This window comes from Streptomyces sp. NPDC004126, from assembly GCF_050275515.1.
In the GTDB taxonomy this organism is placed as follows: Bacteria; Actinomycetota; Actinomycetes; order Streptomycetales; family Streptomycetaceae; genus Streptomyces.
Genome location: NZ_JBNNPF010000032.1, coordinates 52306 through 69761 on the forward strand (window position 1 = coordinate 52306; position 17456 = coordinate 69761).

Consider the following 17456-nt stretch of genomic DNA (forward strand, 5'->3'; position numbering starts at 1 on the left):
GTCGGTGGCACGTGGGTGCGATCAGAAATCGAAGCCGAGTTGGCCTCCGTTTTCCAGCTCCAGCGCTTCCTCGCTGCGGCGCACCTTCTTCAAGTGCCGCCACTGGGGCAGCGCGTCGAGGTAGGACCACGAGAGCCGGTGGTACGCGGTGGGCCCGCGCAGCTCCAGTGCGGCCCGGTGGACCGGCGAGGGGTAGCCCGCGTTCGCGGCGAAGGCGAAGTCCTCGATGCCGTCGCCCGGTTCGCCGAGTCCGGCCATCATCCGGTCGCGCCGGACCTTGGCGATCACCGAAGCCGCGGCCACGGCGATGCAGGACTGGTCGCCCTTGATGACCGTACGGACCCGCCACGGCGGGCCGAGGTAGTCGTGCTTGCCGTCGAGGATCACCGCGTCGGGCCGCACCGGGAGCGCTTCCAGCGCGCGCACCGCCGCGAGCCGCAGGGCCGCGGTCATCCCGAGTTCGTCGATCTCCTCGGGGGAGGCGTGCCCCAGGGCATGTGCGGTGACCCAGTCCTCCAGCACCTCGAGCAGCGCGTCGCGCCGCTTCGGGGTGAGCAGTTTGGAGTCGGTGAGCCCCTCGGGCGGCCGGCGCAGGCCGGTGATCGCCGCGCAGACGGTGACGGGACCGGCCCAGGCCCCTCGTCCGACCTCGTCGACCCCGGCGATGACCTTGGCGCCGGTGGTTGCACGGAGGGAGCGCTCGACGGTGTGGGTGGGTGCTTCGTACGGCATGGCGCCAGCAAGGTTACGCCGCCCCGGGCCGCCTGCACACCCCGGCCCGGGGCAAGCTCCGCCGGGGCGCCTCCGCGCGGCCGCGCGGAGTGCGTGCGCCGGCCCGCGCGGGGCCCTTCGTCCGCGTCCGAGGAGTGCCCGCACGGGTCGTGCCGCGGGCGCCGGCGGGCCCGTACGGGAGCCGCCCGGGCGGGCTGCCCGGGGGTCACACCCGGAGCATCGGCACCATCACTCCGTCGATCATCTCCGCGATCTCGACGTCCGGCCATTCGCTTCCGCACACCTTCGCGCGGTACATGAGCATCGCCGGGATCACATCGGTGAGCAGGGGACTCGTGGCGTCGGACCGGACGTCACCCCGCTCAATTCCGCGCTGGAGCAGCTCGCGTATCACCTCATGGGCCGGCTCGTGGAGGCCCTTCCAGATCACTTCGCGGAACAGGTCGGCATGGGTGTGGTCGCATTCGTGAAGGACTGCGCGCAGGGCCACCCCGGCTTGGGAGCGCATGACGTCGCGCATCCGCACGCACAGCGCGTACAGGTCCTCGCGCACCGATCCGTGGTCGGCGACCGCCCCCAGCTCGGGCAGCCCCGCCCGCAGCACCTGCGCCACCAGGTCGGTCTTGGTGGGCCAGCGCCGGTAGACGGCCGCCTTGCCGGTGCGCGCCCCGGCCGCGACCGCCTCCATGGTGAGGGCGTTCCAGCCGACGGTGCTCAGCTGGTCCAGTGCGGAGTCCAGAATCGCCCGTTCGAGCGCCGGCCCCCGCCTGCGCACCGGCGCCGCCCCCGCCGACCAGCCCGAACCCGCCATGCCCATACCTCCGACCGGCCCGGGCGACTCCCGCGCACATTTCCAGCCTTAGTGAACGCTTGCGTTCCCTACATTCGGGCTCCTACCGTGGACCCGCAGTGAACGAATGCGTTCACTATTTCACTTCGGGGGGATCCACAGTGACAAGCGTTCAGCTCGAGAAGCCCCGGATACCAGGGGCCGCCCGACGGCCCGGACGTCCAGGGGTGGCACTCGCCGTCATCGCCGCCTGCCAGCTCATGGTCGTCCTCGACGCGACCATCGTGAACATCGCGCTCCCGCACATCCAGACGGCGCTCTCCTTCTCCACCACCGACCTCTCCTGGGTGATCAGCGCCTACACCCTCGCCTTCGGCGGACTACTGCTGCTCGGCGGCCGGGCCGGCGACATCCTGGGCCGGCGCCGCGTCTTCGTGACCGGAATCCTGCTGTTCACCCTGGCCTCCCTGCTCGGCGGATTCGCCCAGGAGCCCTGGCAGCTGATGGCGGCCCGCGCCCTCCAGGGCGTCGGCGGGGCCATCGCCTCGCCCACCGCGCTCGCCCTGATCACCACGACCTTCGCCGAAGGCCCCGACCGCAACCGCGCCTTCGGGGTCTTCGCCGCCGTGTCCGCCGGCGGCGGCGCCGTCGGCCTGCTGGCCGGCGGCATGCTCACCGAGTGGCTCGACTGGCGCTGGGTGCTCTTCGTCAACGTGCCGATCGGCGTGCTCATCGCCGTCCTCGCCCCGCTCTACATCAACGAGTCCGAACGCCACCCGGGCCGCTTCGACGCCGCCGGCGCCCTCACCTCCACCGCCGGGATGACCTCGCTCGTCTACGGGTTCATCCGCGCGTCCGAGGACGGCTGGCGCGACTCGCTGACCATCGGCTCCTTCGCCACCGCCGTCGTCCTGCTCGGACTCTTCGTCCTCATCGAGTCGCGCGCCGCCGAACCGATCATCCCGCTGCGGATGTTCGCCGACCGCAACCGCGCCGGCACCTACCTGATCATGCTCGGTCTCGCCGCCGCCATGTTCGGCATGTTCTTCTTCATCGTCCAGTTCGTGCAGAACGTCCTGGGGTTCTCGCCCATCCAGTCGGGCGTCGGCTTCCTGCCCGTGACGGTGGCGATCATCGCCGCCGCCGGGCTCTCGCAGCGCTTCCTGCCGCGCCTGGGCCCCAAGCCGTTCATGGTCACCGGATCGGCGCTCACCGGGACCGGCCTGGCCTGGCTGACCTTCATCCGCACCGACAGCACCTACCTGTCCGGCGTGCTCGGCCCGATGCTGCTGTTCGGCTTCGGCATGGGCCTCAACTTCGTCACCCTCACCCTCACCGCCGTCTCCGGCGTGGCACCGCGGGAGGCGGGAGCGGCCTCCGGCCTGCTGAACGCCAGCCAGCAGGTGGGCGGTTCGCTCGGCCTGTCGATCCTGGTCACCGTCTTCGGCACCGCCGGGCGCGACGAAGCCGCCAAGCAGGTCCCGGACTTCATGGCCCACGCCGAACCGGGTCAGCTGGCCGCCTTCAAGCAGACCGGGCAGCTGCCGGACCCCTGGGGGGACCTCGTCCTCACCCGGGGCATCTCCACCGCCTTCATCGCCGCCGTCGCCATGGCGGGGCTGGCACTGGCCACCGCGCTGCTGGTGATCCGGGTGCGCAAGAGCGACCTGGAGGCCCTCAGCGGTGCCGCCGCCGAGGCCGGCCCCGCGGCCTGAGCGCACCACCCGGCCGCTCCCCCGGCAAGAGCGAACGTACGAGCAGCCCCGGGCGCGGAACGACCCCCGCGCCCGGCACCCGCCCACCCGGCACCAGCGCCACCCGGCCGGGCCCGCTCAGCAGCCGCTCCCCGTCAGGCGGGCAGTCCGGGCAGCCACGCCGGAAGCGCCTCGGTGCGGTCCAGCCACGCCTGCGGCAGCGCCTCGTCCCCGCGCCCGCCCAGCACTCCGCCGACGATCGCGCAGGTGGTGTCCACGTCGCCGCCCACCTGGGCGGTGGTCCAGAACGCCCGCTCGAAGTCGTCCAGCGCCCGGGCCGCCGACCACAGCGCGAAGGGCACCGTGTCATGGGCGCTCGTGCGCCGCCCGCAGCCCAGCACCGCGGCGACCGTCGTGGCGTCGCCGTAGTCCAGCATGTCCCGCGCCCTGCGCACGCCCGCACCGACGGCGCTGCGCGGCACCAGCGCGATCACCCCGTCCAGCAGGGCCTCGGCGGTCGGCGGCCCGGCCGGGGACGCCGCCAGCGCGGCCGCCGCGGCGACGGCCATCGCCCCGCACACCGCCTCGCGGTGCTGGTGGGTGGTGTAGGCGGAGATCTCCGCCTGGTGTGTGGCCTGCTCGGGGTCGTCCGCGTACCAGGCGCCGAGCGGGGCGATCCGCATCGCGGCGCCGTTGCCCCAGGAACCCTGCCCGTTGAAGAGCTCGGCGGCCAGCGTCCGCCAGTCCTCGCCCTCCCGGACCAGGCGCAGCATCCGGTTCACGGCGGGCCCGTAGCCGCGGTCGAAGTCGTGGTGGTCGGCGAAGGAGGCCGCCAGCGCGTCCTGGTCGACGCGGCCGTGCGTGGCGAGCACGGCCAGCACCGAGCAGGCCATCTCGGTGTCGTCGGTCCACTGCCACGGCTCGCTGCCGGCCGGCAGCTCGCGCCGCTTCAGCAGCGGGTAGTTGACGGGAACGAAGTACTGGGAGCCCAGGGCGTCCCCCAGGGCCAGCCCGCGAAGGCTGGACAGGGCGCGTGCGTAACGCGTTTCGGAAGTGGAATCAGCGGTCATCGCGCGCCACTTTAGCCGTCCAGGTCATAAGGCTCGGGTGTGGTCCACCGCTCAAACGGGCGGTCCATCCGGTAGCGGCCGTCGGGTCCGAGCAGCAGGACACGGTATTCGCCGTTGCCAGGGTTGGACAGGGCCTCGAACTCGGCCACCGACCAGTGGAACCAGCGCATGCAGAACAGCCGCATCGTCAGCCCGTGGGTGACCACCAGGACGTTCTCGGGATGGTCGGGGGCCTCGAAGCTGCGGTAGAGGCTCTCCAGGAAGGAACCGACGCGGTCGTACACGTCGGCGCCCGACTCGCCCTGCGCGAAGCGGTAGAAGAAGTGCCCGTAGGCGTCCCGGTACGCCTTCTGGAGCTTCACGTCGTCGCGGTCCTGCCAGTTCCCCCAGTCCTGCTCGCGCAGTCGGGGCTCCTCGCGTACGCGGACCCGCGCCGGGTCCAGCCGCAGCTCGCGGAAGGTCTGCAGGGTCCGGCGGTAGGGGGAGACGTACGCGCTGATGCTCTCCTCGCCGAAGAGCTCGCGCAGCCGCTCCCCGGCGGCCGCGGCCTGCTCGTGGCCGGTGCGGGTCAGCCGCAGGGCGTGGTCGGGCTCCCGCTCGTACACCGTGTCATCGACGTTTCCCTCCGATTCCCCGTGCCGGACAAGGACGATGCGCCGTGGTCGAACCATCCCCCGACCCTATTCGGCCACCGGGGCCGCTGTGCCCCGGGCACGCCGGTCGGGGGCGGCGCTTGTCCTACGGTCATACCGTCCAGCTGGGTTCGAGGTCGACGACGTCCCCGGTGAGCGCTTCCACGTCCGCCTCGGTCTGGGCGCGCAGCGAGAGCCGCTCGACCCGCTCCTGCCGGTACTTGCCGTGCTCCGCGGCCGCCCGCCACATGGACAGCACCAGGAACTCCCGGCCGGGCGCCTCCCCGAACAGGCCCCGGATCATGCCGGGCGATCCTGCCATCGCGGGGTTCCAGACCTTCTCCTGCATCAGCGCGAAGTGCTCCTCGCGCCCTTCCCGCACCCGGGTGTGGGCGACCCGCACCACGTCGGCGTCGCCGAAGCGCGGCTCGAAGCCGGTCTTCACGTCGAAGCGGTGGTCGAAGAGCGTCACCCGGGCATCGGTGTAGGTGCCGTTCTGCGAGGCGGCCAGTCTGTCGTGCGAGCGGGCCATGAAGGAGTCGTAGAACGAGCGGCTCTCCCAGAACGCGAAGACATGCGCGACCCCCTGCCGGCCTCTGCTCCAGCCGCCGCCCTGTCCCCGGAATCCCGGTTCGCCGGGCAGCCCCGCCCACTTGCGCTGCCCGCGCTCGAACCCGCGTCGGTCCGTCACCGTGCAGCGAATCCACTTGACCAGCACCGCGCCATCGTACGGGCCGGGCACGGTCCCGGTCAGTCCCCGGAGCGGTGGATCCGTACCAGTTCCGCCGCATCCCGCTCGGGCAGCCGAAGCCCGAACTCCCGGTCGAGGAGGGCGGGCAGCCGGTCGGGATCCACCGGCTCCCGCTCGGTCCGCCCGTCGGGGAACAGGCGCGTCAGCTCACGCCCCACGAGCGTCTTGCGCACGGCGTCCCCGGGGAGCTGCACGATGGTCTTCCCGACGAAGGAGGACCGGGGGTGCGTGGAGCTGTAGTGGTTCAGCACGACGTAGTCCACGGGGTGGTACCGCTGCGGGGAGAAGGCGTACAGGTCCCACCAGCCCTCCCCGCGGCGGGCGCGGAGCACGAGGACGCCTTCCTCCTCCTCGTGGACCGCGTACGTCCACGGCCCCTGGCGGACCTCGGTGCCGGGCCGCGCGAGCGGGACGGGCTCGCGCGGGCCCATGTAGCCGAACCCGGCGTCGCAGAGCCACGGTTCGCCGTCGACGGTGACGACGAGCACGGCGTGCGTCACCGCGAGCAGCGAGTCGCCCCGGGTGCGGTTGCGGGCGCCGCGCCCGGAGACCTCGAAGCCGATCCGCTCCAGGGCGGCGGCCAGCAGCGAGTTCTGCTCGTAGCAGTAGCCGCCCCTGCGGGCGCGCACGAGCTTGCCCTCCAGGGCCTTGACCTCCAGCTCGACGGGGCGGCCGAGCAGGACGTCCAGGCTCTCGAAGGGGATGGCGGCGGTGTGGGCCCGGTGCACTTCGTACAACGTCTCCAGGTCGGGCCGGAGTTCCCGCACGGCCCGTCCCGTCGCGGCACCGAGGCCGATCCGCTCCAGGTACGCGTCCAGGTCCAGTTCCTCACCGCTCCACATGGCTCCCCGCTCCCCCGCCGTGAAATCCGCATGCCCGGACGTCGCCGGGCCCCGCACAATGATCGCCATGACCGCCTTGCACACCAACCCGCTCTTCGCCCGGCTGGCCACGGCGGAACGCGTGCTCGTCGCCGGTGCCGGCGGGGGCTTCGACGTCTACTCCGGCCTGCCCATCGCCCTGTCGCTGCTGCACCAGGGCAAGGAGGTGCACCTGGCGAACCTCTCGTTCAGCACCCTGGCCGGCCTGCCCGCCGAGGAGTGGGCGGCACCCGACCTGGCTGCCGTCACCCCCGACTCCGCGCCCCACCTGTCCTACTTCCCGGAGCGGACCCTCGCCCGCTGGCTCCGGCTGCACCGCTACCCCTCGACGGTGTACGCCTTCCCCCAGGTCGGCGTGCAGCCGCTGCGGGCCGCCTACCGGGCGCTGATCGACCTCCACCGGATCGACGCGGTGGTACTGGTCGACGGGGGCACGGACATCCTGATGCGGGGCGACGAGGCCGGCCTCGGCACGCCCGAGGAGGACCTGACCAGCGTGGCGGCACTGGCCGCGCTGGACGACGTACCGGAGCGGCTCGTGGTGTCGGTCGGCTTCGGCGTGGACGCGTACCACGGGGTCAGTCACGCCCTGGTCCTGGAGAACATCGCGGCGCTGGAGCGGGACGGGGCGTACCTCGGCGCCTTCTCGATACCCCGGGCCACCCGGGAGGGGGCGCTCTTCCTGGACGCGGTGGACCACGCGCAGGACCACACGCCGGACCGTCCGAGCATCGTGGCGGGTTCGATCGCGGCGGCGGTCCGCGGCTCCTTCGGGGACGTCCGGTTCACGGAACGCACCCGGGGCAGCGAGCTCTTCGTGAACCCCCTGATGTCCCTGTGCTTCGCCTTCGAGCTGCGCGGGCTGGCGGACCGGTGCCTCTACCTGGACCGCATCGAGGACACCCACCTGATGCGGCAGGTCCACTCCAGGATCGCCGAGTTCCGGGAGGACCTGGTCACCCGGCCCTCGCGGGCGATCCCCCACTGACGGGCCGCCCGGCACGGGCACAGGCACAGGCACGGATACGGCGAAGGGGACCGGCCGTGGGCCGGTCCCCTTCGTTCGTGTGCGGCGGGTCAGCCGTCAGCTACCCGCGCGGGCTCAGCTGCAGCCGCTGGTGGAGCCGCAGCCCTCGCAGATGTAGCAGGAGCCGGCGCGCTGCATCTTCGTACCGCAGGAGAAGCAGAGCGGGGCGTCGGCGGAGACGCCCATCTGCATCTCGACCAGCTCGGCGTTGCTGTGCGCCGTCTTGGGGGCCGGGACCGGGACGATCGCCACCGGCTTGGCCACGGCGGCGACGGGCGCCGACTGGGCGAGGGACTCGGTGTCGAGCTCCTCCTCGTCGAGCGGCTCGTAGGAGCCGGTGTCGAGGTGGCGCTGACGCTCCTCGGCGGAGTGGATGCCGAGCGCCGAGCGGGTCTCGAAGGGCAGGAAGTCCAGCGCCACGCGGCGGAAGATGTAGTCGACGATCGACTGCGCCATCCGCACGTCCGGGTCGTCCGTCATACCGGCCGGCTCGAAGCGCATGTTGGTGAACTTCGCGACGTACGTCTCCAGCGGGACGCCGTACTGCAGGCCGACGGAGACGGCGATCGAGAAGGCGTCCATCATGCCCGCGAGGGTGGAACCCTGCTTGGACATCTTCAGGAAGACCTCGCCCAGGCCGTCGTCCGGGTAGGAGTTGGCCGTCATGTAGCCCTCGGCGCCACCGACCGTGAAGGAGGTGGTGATCCCCGGGCGGCCCTTGGGCAGGCGCTTGCGGACCGGGCGGTACTCGATGACCTTCTCGACCGCCGTGCGGATGGTCTCCTCGGCCTTCTCGGTGACCTCGACCTTCTCCTCCTCCTTCTTCTTGGCGGAGAGGGGCTGGCCGACCTTGCAGTTGTCGCGGTAGATCGCGAGCGCCTTGACGCCCAGCTTCCACGCCTCGAAGTAGATCTCCTCGATCTCCTCGACGGTCGCCGTCTCCGGCATGTTGACCGTCTTCGAGATCGCGCCGGAGATCCAGGGCTGGATCGCGGCCATCATGCGGACGTGGCCCATCGCGGAGATGGAGCGCTCGCCCATGGCGCAGTCGAAGACCTCGTAGTGGTCGGTCTTCAGGCCCGGGGCGTCGACGACGTTCCCGTGCTCGGCGATGTGGGAGACGATCGCCTCGATCTGCTCTTCCAGGTAGCCCAGACGGCGCAGGGCCTGCGGGACGGTGCCGTTGACGATCTGCATCGAGCCGCCGCCGACGAGCTTCTTGAACTTGACCAGGGCCAGGTCCGGCTCGACACCGGTGGTGTCGCAGGACATCGCGAGACCGATGGTGCCGGTCGGCGCGAGGACGGAGGCCTGGGAGTTGCGGAAGCCGTTCTTCTCGCCGAGGCGGAGGACGTCCTGCCAGGCCTCGGTGGCCGCGGCCCAGATCGCGTTGTCCAGGTCGTCGGTGCGCGGCGCGACGGCGTTGGCGTCGGCGTGCTGCTTCATGACGCGCTTGTGCGAGTCGGCGTTGCGGGCGTAGCCGTCGTACGGGCCGACGATGGCGGCGAGCTCGGCGGAGCGCTTGTACGCGGTGCCGGTCATCAGCGAGGTGATCGACGCGGCGAGGGTGCGGCCGCCGTCCGAGTCGTAGGCGTGGCCGGTCGCCATCAGCAGGGCGCCGAGGTTGGCGTAGCCGATGCCGAGCTGGCGGAAGGCGCGGGTGTTCTCGCCGATCTTCTGGGTCGGGAAGTCCGCGAAGCAGATGGAGATGTCCATCGCGGTGATGACCAGCTCGACGACCTTGGCGAAGCGCTCGGCGTCGAAGGACTGGCTGCCCTTGCCGTCGTCGTTCAGGAACTTCATCAGGTTCAGCGAGGCGAGGTTGCAGGACGTGTTGTCCAGGTGCATGTACTCGCTGCAGGGGTTGGACGCGGTGATGCGGCCGGACTCGGGGCAGGTGTGCCAGTTGTTGATCACACCGTCGTACTGGATGCCCGGGTCGGCACAGGCCCACGCGGCCTCGGCGAGCTTGCGGAAGAGCGCCTTGGCGTCGACCTTCTCGATGACCTCGCCGGTCATGCGGGCACGCAGGCCGAACTCGGTGCCGTTCTCGACGGCCGTCATGAACTCGTCGTTCACACGGACGGAGTTGTTGGCGTTCTGGTACTGGACGGACGTGATGTCGTCGCCGCCCAGGTCCATGTCGAAGCCCGCGTCGCGCAGGGCGCGGATCTTCTCCTCTTCCTTCACCTTGGTGGCGATGAAGTCCTCGACGTCCGGGTGGTCCACGTCCAGGACGACCATCTTGGCCGCGCGGCGGGTGGCGCCGCCCGACTTGATCGTTCCGGCGGAGGCGTCGGCGCCGCGCATGAAGGAGACGGGGCCGGAGGCGTTGCCGCCGGAGGAGAGGAGCTCCTTGGAGGAGCGGATGCGGGAGAGGTTCAGGCCGGCGCCGGAGCCGCCCTTGAAGATCATGCCCTCTTCCTTGTACCAGTCGAGGATCGACTCCATGGAGTCGTCGACGGCCAGGATGAAGCAGGCGGAGACCTGCTGCGGCTGGGGCGTGCCGACGTTGAACCACACCGGGGAGTTGAAGCTGAAGATCTGGTGCAGGAGGGCGTAGGTCAGCTCGTGCTCGAAGATCTCCGCGTCGGCGGGGGACGCGAAGTAGTCGTAGTCCTCGCCGGCCTTCGTGTACGTCTTCACGATGCGGTCGATGAGCTGCTTCAGACCGGTCTCGCGCTGCGGGGTGCCGACGGCGCCGCGGAAGTACTTGCTGGTGACGATGTTGACCGCGTTCACCGACCAGAAGTCGGGGAACTCGACGCCGCGCTGCTCGAAGTTGACCGAGCCGTCGCGCCAGTTGGTCATGACGACGTCACGGAGCTCCCAGTTCACCTCGTCGTAGGGGTGCACGCCGGGGGTGGTGTGGATGCGCTCGATCCGCAGGCCGCCCTTGGCGGCCTTGGTCCCCTTGGCGCGGGAACCACGTGCCGAGCTGCTCGCCGTCTCTGTCATGCCGCCTGCCTCCCATATGCGGGCAAAAACGCCCTAAAGTGCCAGCGCTATTCCGCGGCACAGTGCTGTGTGTCTTGTTCTACGAATCTCGCCTCACCGACCGGCCGGGCCGCGCTGCACTGCGGCCCCGAGCGGTCAGTCGGCGGCGGAGGCGGGCACGGGGACGACCGCGGGGGTCCCTCCGGGCTCGCACTCATGGGGGTGAGGCCGCGGCTCGCGCAGTTCCGCGATGGCGGTCTCGAAGTCTTCAAGGGTGTCGAACGCTTTGTAGACGGATGCGAACCGCAGGTAGGCGACGAGGTCGAGTTCCTGCAACGGGCCGAGTATGGCCAGACCCACGTCGTGGGTGGTCAGCTCGGCGCTCCCGGTGGCGCGCACCGCTTCCTCGACCCGCTGGCCGAGCTTGGCGAGGGCGTCCTCGGTGACCGGCCGCCCCTGGCACGCCTTGCGCACGCCGGAGATGACCTTGGTACGGCTGAAGGGTTCGGTGACCCCGCTTCGCTTGATCACCATCAGCGAGGCCGTCTCCACCGTCGTGAAGCGACGGGAGCAGTCGGGGCACTGACGGCGCCGGCGGATCGACGTTCCGTCGTCGGTGGTACGGCTGTCGACGACGCGGCTGTCGGGGTGCCTGCAGAAGGGGCAGTGCATGGTTCCCTCACCCTCCTCTTGGCACGACTGAATCACTCCACGGAGCCCCTCAACGACGGAGAGCGAGTCTTCGCCGGGGGCTCGTGAAGCAGCCACAAGCATATGCGATCCCGGGGGCCTCGGCGGACCGAGGACCACAACTTCTGGGTGGCCGCGCCCATCCAACCACTAGATCTTGGGTTGGGCCGGATTTACGCCACTCCGCGTGTCGCGGTGTCCGATGGCCGGATACGGGGGTTCCCGATGCCACACTGGGCCCAGCGCCGGGCCCTGCCGGGGCATGGCCGATCCAACCGGGAAGGGTACCGTAAGGAGCGGACACGAGGCCGAACCCGCGTTCGGCCGGACCGGCGCAAAACGCATTCCGGTTGACCGCCGCGGAGATCAACCGCGGATGCCCGGCCGCCCCCATATCGGCCACAAATCGGCCGCCCATACACCCGCCGATCTAACCCGGGTGGGGGATCTGCGATTTTTCACTCGAACGTGTGTTTGGCGCAACCTTTCGAAAGCTACTACCGTTGTCCAGCTAGGGAGAACATTTCGAGAGGGGCCGACGTGACCACCACCGCAGACAGTGCCACCATCACTGCCCAGAACCGCTCCCAGAGCCGACTCGAGCCGGTGCATGCCATGAATGACGCAAGTCAGAACCAGGAGGCGGAGGCCGTACGCCCCGCGCGCTCCCTGCCAGGGCGACCTCCAGGCATCCGCGCCGACAGCTCCGGGCTCACGGACCGGCAGCGGAGGGTGATCGAGGTCATCCGGGACTCCGTGCAGCGCCGCGGCTACCCGCCGTCGATGCGCGAGATCGGCCAGGCGGTCGGCCTCTCCAGCACCTCCTCCGTGGCGCACCAGCTGATGGCCCTGGAGCGCAAGGGCTTCCTCCGCCGCGACCCGCACCGGCCCCGCGCCTACGAGGTGCGCGGCTCGGACCAGCCCAGCTCGCAGCCCACGGACACCACCGGCAAGCCCGCCGCCTCCTACGTCCCCCTGGTCGGCCGGATCGCGGCCGGCGGGCCGATCCTGGCCGAGGAATCCGTCGAGGACGTGTTCCCCCTCCCCCGCCAGCTCGTCGGCGACGGCGAACTGTTCGTCCTCAAGGTCGTCGGCGACTCGATGATCGAGGCCGCGATCTGCGACGGAGACTGGGTCACCGTCCGCCGCCAGCCCGTCGCGGAGAACGGCGACATCGTCGCCGCGATGCTGGACGGCGAGGCCACCGTCAAGCGCTTCAAGCGGGAGGACGGCCACGTGTGGCTGCTCCCGCACAACGCCGCCTACCAGCCGATCCCCGGCGACGAGGCGACCATCCTCGGCAAGGTCGTCGCCGTGCTGCGACGGGTCTGACCCGGCCCGCTGCCCCTCATCCAGCTCCGGGACCCACTGCGCCGGTCCCGGAGCTGTTCCATGCCCGCAGGCTCCGCGCTTCGTCGCGGGCTCGCGCATGCCCACGCGGCCCGCGCCTGCCCGCTACCCGGCCGGGGCCGGGGCCGGGGCCGGTCCCCTACTTGCCGTCGGCCTTCGCGCTCGCGTCGATGGCGGCCAGCGAGCGGCGGACCTGGTTGCGGTCCGTGGTGTACCAGAAGTCGGGCAGCGAGGACCGCAGGAAGCTCCCGTACCGGGCCGTGGCCAGGCGGGGATCCAGGACCGCCACCACGCCCCGGTCCCCGGAGGCCCGTACGAGCCGGCCCGCGCCCTGGGCCATCAGCAGGGCGGCATGGGTCGCCGCTACCGCCATGAAGCCGTTGCCCCCGTTCTCCTCGACCGACTTCTGCCGCGCGCTCATCAGCGGGTCGTCGGGGCGCGGGAAGGGGATCCTGTCCATGATCACCAGCTGGCAGCTGGGCCCGGGCACGTCCACGCCCTGCCACAGGGACAGCGTGCCGAACAGGCAGGTCTTCGGGTCCGCCGCGAAGGTCTTGATCAGCTCGCCGAGCGTCTCCTCGCCCTGGAGCAGGATCGGGTTGTCGAGCCGCCCGCGCAGCTCCTCGGCCGCGGCCTTGGCGCCGCGCATGGAGGAGAAGAGGCCCAGGGTGCGCCCGCCGGAGGCCTCGATCAGCTCCGCCAGCTCGTCCATCATGTCGCCACGGGTGCCCTCCCGGCCCGGTGTCGCCAGGTGCTTCGCGACGTAGAGGATCCCCTGCTTCGGGTAGTCGAACGGCGACCCGACGTCCAGGCCCCGCCACACCGGCACGCCCTCGCCCTCCACGCCCTCCGGGGAGAGGCCCAGCGAAGCCGCGACCCCGTTGAAGTCGCCGCCGAGCTTGAGGGTGGCGGAGGTGAGGACCACCGAGCGGTCCTCGAAGAGCTTCTCGCGCAGCAGCCCCGACACCGAGAGCGGGGCGACCCGCAGGGTGGCGCCGAAACGGTCGTGGCGCTCGTACCAGACGACGTCGTACTCGGAGCCGATCGTGATCCGCTCCGCCACCGCGTGGACGTTCTCCACGGCGGCGAGGGCCTGCTTGCGGACGGCGTCCTCGTCGTGCACGGACTTGTCCCGCGTCGCACCGATCGCGGAGATCACGTTGCGTGCGGAGTCGCGCAGCGACATCAGCGCGTAGCCGAGGTCCTCGGGGACCGTCTCCAGACGGCCGGGGAGCGCCAGCTCCATCACCCGCTCGAAGGTCTCCGCGGCGGTCTGCAGGGAGTCCGCGGTCTTCTCGTCGACCAGCTTGGCGGCACGCTTCACGGCCCGGTTGACCTGGCCCGGGGTGAGCTCGCCGGTGGCGACACCGGTGACGCGGGAGACCAGCTCGTGCGCCTCGTCCACGATCAGCACCTCGTGCTGCGGGAGCACCGGGGCACCCTCGATGGCGTCGATGGCGAGCAGGGCGTGGTTGGTGACGACCACATCCGCGAGCTTGGCCCGCTCACGGGCCGCCTCCGCGAAGCACTCGGCCCCGTACGCGCACTTCGTGGCGCCCAGGCACTCCCTGGAGGAGACGGAGATCTGGCTCCAGGCCTTGTCGGAGACGCCGGGGGTGAGGTCGTCGCGGTCGCCCGTCTCGGTCTCGTCCGCCCAGTCGCGCAGGCGCAGCAGGTCCTTGCCGAGCTTGCTAGTCGGGGTGGCCGCCTCGAACTGGTCGAAGAGGCCCTCCTCCTCGTCCTGCGGGACGCCCTCGTGGAGGCGGTGCAGGCACAGGTAGTTGGACCGGCCCTTGAGCATGGCGAACTGCGGCCGCCGGCGCAGCTGCGGGTGCAGCGCCTCGACCGTGCGCGGCAGGTCGCGCTCGACGAGCTGGCGCTGGAGCGCGAGCGTCGCCGTGGCGACGACCACGCGCTCGCCGTGCGCGAGGGCCGGCACCAGGTAGCCGAGGGACTTGCCGGTGCCGGTGCCGGCCTGGATCAGCCGATGGGAGTTGTCGTCGATCGCTTCGGCGACGGCTTCGGCCATGGCCACCTGGCCGGGCCGCTCCGTGCCGCCGACGGCGGAGACGGCGGCATGCAGCAGGTCGGTGAGGGAGGGCTTCGTCATAGCACTGCCAACCCTACGGGGCGCCACCGACAGCGACCGCATCGATCACTCTTCAGGGGCCGTGCAGGGGGTTGGGCACGGTGCCGTGGACCACTGCGCCCGGCCGGTCCGGGCGGTCGCGGTAGCCGTCCGCGTAAAGCCGGTTCCGGTTGAGGCAGAGCCGGTCGATCCGCTCCGTCAGCAGGTCGAAGAGGCGGTGGCGCTCCTTGTCCTCGGGGAAGCGCGCCTGGTGGCGGAGGATCTCAGCCCGCACGAGGGACCAGAACTCGCCCTCGGGCACGCCGAGCCGGTCGTCGCACAGGGCGGACAGGAAGCGGAAGACCCCGATGAACAGTCCCGAGTGGATGAACTGGGTGAGGAATCCGGGCGGCTCCGCGAGCAGCGCGGCCCGCACCTCGCCCGGCATGGACGCGAGCTCGGGCAGGGGGGTACTGCTGATGTTGACGTCGTCCACGAAGTCCTTGACGGCCAGCCGGACGGGGACGTCCCGCTCGTCGAAGATCACGACGGTGTTCTCCCCGTGCGGGGAGAACACCGTCCCGTAGCGGTAGAGGAAGTGCAGCAGCGGGGGCAGCAGGGCCGCGAAGAGGTGGCGCAGCCAGGCCTCCGGGGTGAGGCCGGAGCGGGCGACGAGTTCGGCGGTGAAGGAGCGGCCGCGCGGATCGACGTGGAGGAGGGAGGCGAGGGTGCGGGCGCGTTCGCCGGGGTCGAGCCGGCCCGTCAGCGGCTCCCGCCAGATCGCTCCGAGGAGCTCCCTGTACTGGTAGGGCACCTCGGGGAGCCCGTCGTACACGGGGTGGCGGACGGTGACCGAGGCGACCTCTCCGAGCAGCACGACCCGGCATTCGTCGCGCAGGAAGGGGTCGGCGTCGCGGAGCGAGTGGATCCAGGCGGTGACGGCGGGTGCGGCCACGCTGAGGTCGCTGGGCAGGCCGCGCCAGACGGTGGTGTTGAAGACGGACAGCGGGAGCTTGACGCTGTGCCGGTCGGGGCGGGTGAGGTTGAGGAAGGTACGGATCGACTGCTGCGGGATCCTGTCGTCCGGGTCGGCGGGGAGCGGCACGAGGGCGCCGGAGGCGAGGGCGGGCGCGAAGAGCGGCAGGACGATCTCGTCCCACTGCCAGGGGTGTACGGGAAGGTACAGGTAGCGAAGCGGGTCGAGGCCCCGGTCGCGCAGGATCCGGTCGAACGCCGCACGGGTGGCGGGGTCGAGCTCGGCCGCGTAGAGGCGCGCCGGGTCGTCCAGGCCGGCGGTGCCCCGGTACTCGGCCAGGGAGGTGTGGGCGGCGAGCCACGGAAGCCGCTGCCGGGTACGGGCCTCGGGGGCCCAGGCGGCGGCGTCCGCGGCGGACCATCCCACGCGGCCCTTGTTGGCGACGAGCCAGGGATGGCCGGTCTGGTGTCCTTCGAGCGCCGCGTAGTCCAGGTCGGCGAGGACGTCGGCGGTGAGCGCGTGGTGGTCGAGGCGGGCGTCGGCGGCGAGGGTGGAGCTGAGTTCGTGGACCAGGTGGCCGAGGGTGGGCCCGTCGAGGCGCAGCAGGGTGCGGGCGCGTACGAGGAAGCCGTACGGGTCCCCGAACGTGGTCGGGGGCTCCGTGGAGGGGGCCGGCGGGGTCAGCGTGATCGTGTCCGGGGTGACGTGCCAGCTGCCGTAGGCGCCCCGACGGGCGCGGAAGCCCAGACTGCTGCCGTCGTCGAGGGTCAGGGTCCAGGCGTCGCCGGCGGCGGAGGGCGCGGGGACGGGGCGGACGATGTCCTCGTACGCGAACTCGCCGATCATCTTGGCCAGCAGTCGGCGCGCCGCGAAGTCCCAGGTGGGCTGGTTGATTTCGGGAGGCGCGCACGGGTGCTGGGGCGACGGGGGGACGGCGTGCTCGGCCGGGTCGGGGGCTGCGGGGAAATTCGGCACGGGACTCCTCGGATATCGGGAACCTTGCTGAGCGACGCGGAGTTCTGGAGATGAGAGCTGTGAAAACCGAATGCCGAGAAGCGAATACCGAGACAGCGAGAAGCGTGGACCGGAAGCATGGGACGAGGACCGCGCGTCGAGGACGCGAACCTGGTCCCGATCGAGCGGGATGACCGGTTGGGATGACCGGGCGCGGCGCGGCGATCAGAGCAGATTGCGCAGGGCCCGCTCACGGATCATCAGGGCTGCTCGTTTCTCTGGGAGTTCGATTTCCGTGGAATAGCGGAATCCGGCGTTCATGAAGGCTGATACGGAGGGGGTGTTGCGAATGTCCGGTTCCGCGATGACGCGTGTGCATCGGGGGCGGTTGTCGAAGACGAGCTCGGTGACGGCTCGCAGCAGCGTGGTGCCCAAGCCCCGGCCCCGGTTCGTGCCGTCTCCGATGAGCAGGTGGATACCCGTGTCGTGGGAGCGCGCCGGGTAGTGGCGGGAGACCGGGTCGAGATCGGCCCGGTAGATCTCCCAGTAGCTCATGGGACTGCCGTCGAGGACGCCGAGGCAGGGGATGCTCTGGCCGTCGCCGTCGAGCTGGGCCCGCAGGTGGGCTTCGGTGACGGCAGGGGCTCCGCCCAGTTCCCAGTAGGCGGACACGTCGGGGTCGTTCATCCAGCCGGTGAGCAGTGCCAGGTCCCGGCCCGGCCGTACGGGTTCGAGGCGGAAGGGCCCTGCAGGTGTCGGGACCGCGCCCCAGCCCGCCGGTGAGTCGAGGAGGTCCGCCTCGGCGAGCAGCGGCAGCAGTCCGACGGTGAAGCGGTGCGCGGTGGCCTCCTGGGAGGCGGGGCCGCCGGCGGTGCTCGTGGTGGTGTCCGTGGGAGGCATCGGG

14 protein-coding genes are annotated in these 17456 nt (G+C 71.2%); 3 read left to right on the top strand and 11 right to left on the bottom strand.

Annotated features, from left to right (window positions below; all coding sequences use genetic code 11):
• Positions 1-21 precede the first annotated feature (21 nt).
• Together ACQKM2_RS26835 and ACQKM2_RS26840 are read right to left on the bottom strand one after the other, a co-directional pair.
• The gene (locus ACQKM2_RS26835) at positions 22-732 is read right to left on the bottom strand and encodes a ribonuclease HII (protein ID WP_427714171.1); all 711 of its coding nucleotides are present in this window, start codon (positions 730-732) and stop codon (positions 22-24) included.
• Between the two features lie 205 nt (positions 733-937).
• Positions 938-1543, bottom strand: a complete 606-nt coding sequence (locus tag ACQKM2_RS26840) for a TetR/AcrR family transcriptional regulator (protein ID WP_427714174.1) — start codon at positions 1541-1543, stop codon at positions 938-940.
• A 140-nt stretch (positions 1544-1683) separates the two neighbouring features.
• On the opposite strand from ACQKM2_RS26840, the gene ACQKM2_RS26845 reads away from it, so the two are divergent.
• Complete coding sequence (locus tag ACQKM2_RS26845; RefSeq protein WP_427714177.1) at positions 1684-3237, top strand: MFS transporter; 1554 nt, start codon at positions 1684-1686, stop codon at positions 3235-3237.
• 134 nt (positions 3238-3371) lie between these two features.
• Here ACQKM2_RS26845 and ACQKM2_RS26850 read toward each other — a convergent pair whose 3' ends face one another.
• The 4 genes from ACQKM2_RS26850 to ACQKM2_RS26865 all read right to left on the bottom strand — a co-directional run bounded on the left by ACQKM2_RS26850 (position 3372) and on the right by ACQKM2_RS26865 (position 6511).
• Complete coding sequence (locus tag ACQKM2_RS26850; RefSeq protein WP_427714180.1) at positions 3372-4286, bottom strand: ADP-ribosylglycohydrolase family protein; 915 nt, start codon at positions 4284-4286, stop codon at positions 3372-3374.
• Between the two features lie 11 nt (positions 4287-4297).
• Positions 4298-4957: a histidine phosphatase family protein gene (locus ACQKM2_RS26855; RefSeq protein WP_427714183.1), complete on the bottom strand. Its 660-nt coding sequence runs from the start codon at positions 4955-4957 to the stop codon at positions 4298-4300.
• A 73-nt stretch (positions 4958-5030) separates the two neighbouring features.
• Positions 5031-5636 carry a YdbC family protein gene (locus ACQKM2_RS26860; RefSeq protein ID WP_427714185.1) on the bottom strand — a complete coding sequence of 202 codons (606 nt, stop codon included), beginning with the start codon at positions 5634-5636 and terminating at the stop codon, positions 5031-5033.
• 32 nt (positions 5637-5668) lie between these two features.
• Positions 5669-6511 (bottom strand): arylamine N-acetyltransferase family protein, encoded by an 843-nt coding sequence (locus ACQKM2_RS26865; protein ID WP_427714187.1) that lies wholly within the window; start codon positions 6509-6511, stop codon positions 5669-5671.
• Positions 6512-6578: 67 nt separating this feature from the next.
• Here ACQKM2_RS26865 and ACQKM2_RS26870 point away from each other — a divergent pair, with 67 nt between their 5' ends.
• Positions 6579-7538: a DUF1152 domain-containing protein gene (locus ACQKM2_RS26870; protein WP_427714190.1), complete on the top strand. Its 960-nt coding sequence runs from the start codon at positions 6579-6581 to the stop codon at positions 7536-7538.
• Positions 7539-7652: 114 nt separating this feature from the next.
• On the opposite strand, the gene ACQKM2_RS26875 is transcribed toward ACQKM2_RS26870, so the two are convergent.
• The gene (locus ACQKM2_RS26875) at positions 7653-10535 is read right to left on the bottom strand and encodes a vitamin B12-dependent ribonucleotide reductase (RefSeq protein ID WP_427714192.1); all 2883 of its coding nucleotides are present in this window, start codon (positions 10533-10535) and stop codon (positions 7653-7655) included.
• Positions 10536-10670: 135 nt separating this feature from the next.
• Positions 10671-11186 carry a transcriptional regulator NrdR gene (gene nrdR, locus ACQKM2_RS26880; RefSeq protein ID WP_125816927.1) on the bottom strand — a complete coding sequence of 172 codons (516 nt, stop codon included), beginning with the start codon at positions 11184-11186 and terminating at the stop codon, positions 10671-10673.
• 558 nt (positions 11187-11744) lie between these two features.
• Here nrdR and lexA point away from each other — a divergent pair.
• Positions 11745-12536, top strand: coding sequence for a transcriptional repressor LexA (gene lexA, locus ACQKM2_RS26885; RefSeq protein WP_125602045.1), 792 nt, complete (start codon positions 11745-11747; stop codon positions 12534-12536).
• 157 nt (positions 12537-12693) lie between these two features.
• On the opposite strand, the gene ACQKM2_RS26890 is transcribed toward lexA, so the two are convergent.
• From ACQKM2_RS26890 to ACQKM2_RS26900, 3 genes are all read right to left on the bottom strand, one after another.
• Entirely contained in the window at positions 12694-14664 is a 1971-nt protein-coding gene (locus tag ACQKM2_RS26890) for an ATP-dependent DNA helicase (protein ID WP_427714195.1), read from the bottom strand.
• 52 nt (positions 14665-14716) lie between these two features.
• Positions 14717-16573: an IucA/IucC family protein gene (locus ACQKM2_RS26895; protein WP_427714196.1), complete on the bottom strand. Its 1857-nt coding sequence runs from the start codon at positions 16571-16573 to the stop codon at positions 14717-14719.
• Positions 16574-16777: 204 nt separating this feature from the next.
• Positions 16778-17452: a GNAT family N-acetyltransferase gene (locus tag ACQKM2_RS26900; RefSeq protein ID WP_427714198.1), complete on the bottom strand. Its 675-nt coding sequence runs from the start codon at positions 17450-17452 to the stop codon at positions 16778-16780.
• Positions 17453-17456: the final 4 nt, after the last annotated feature.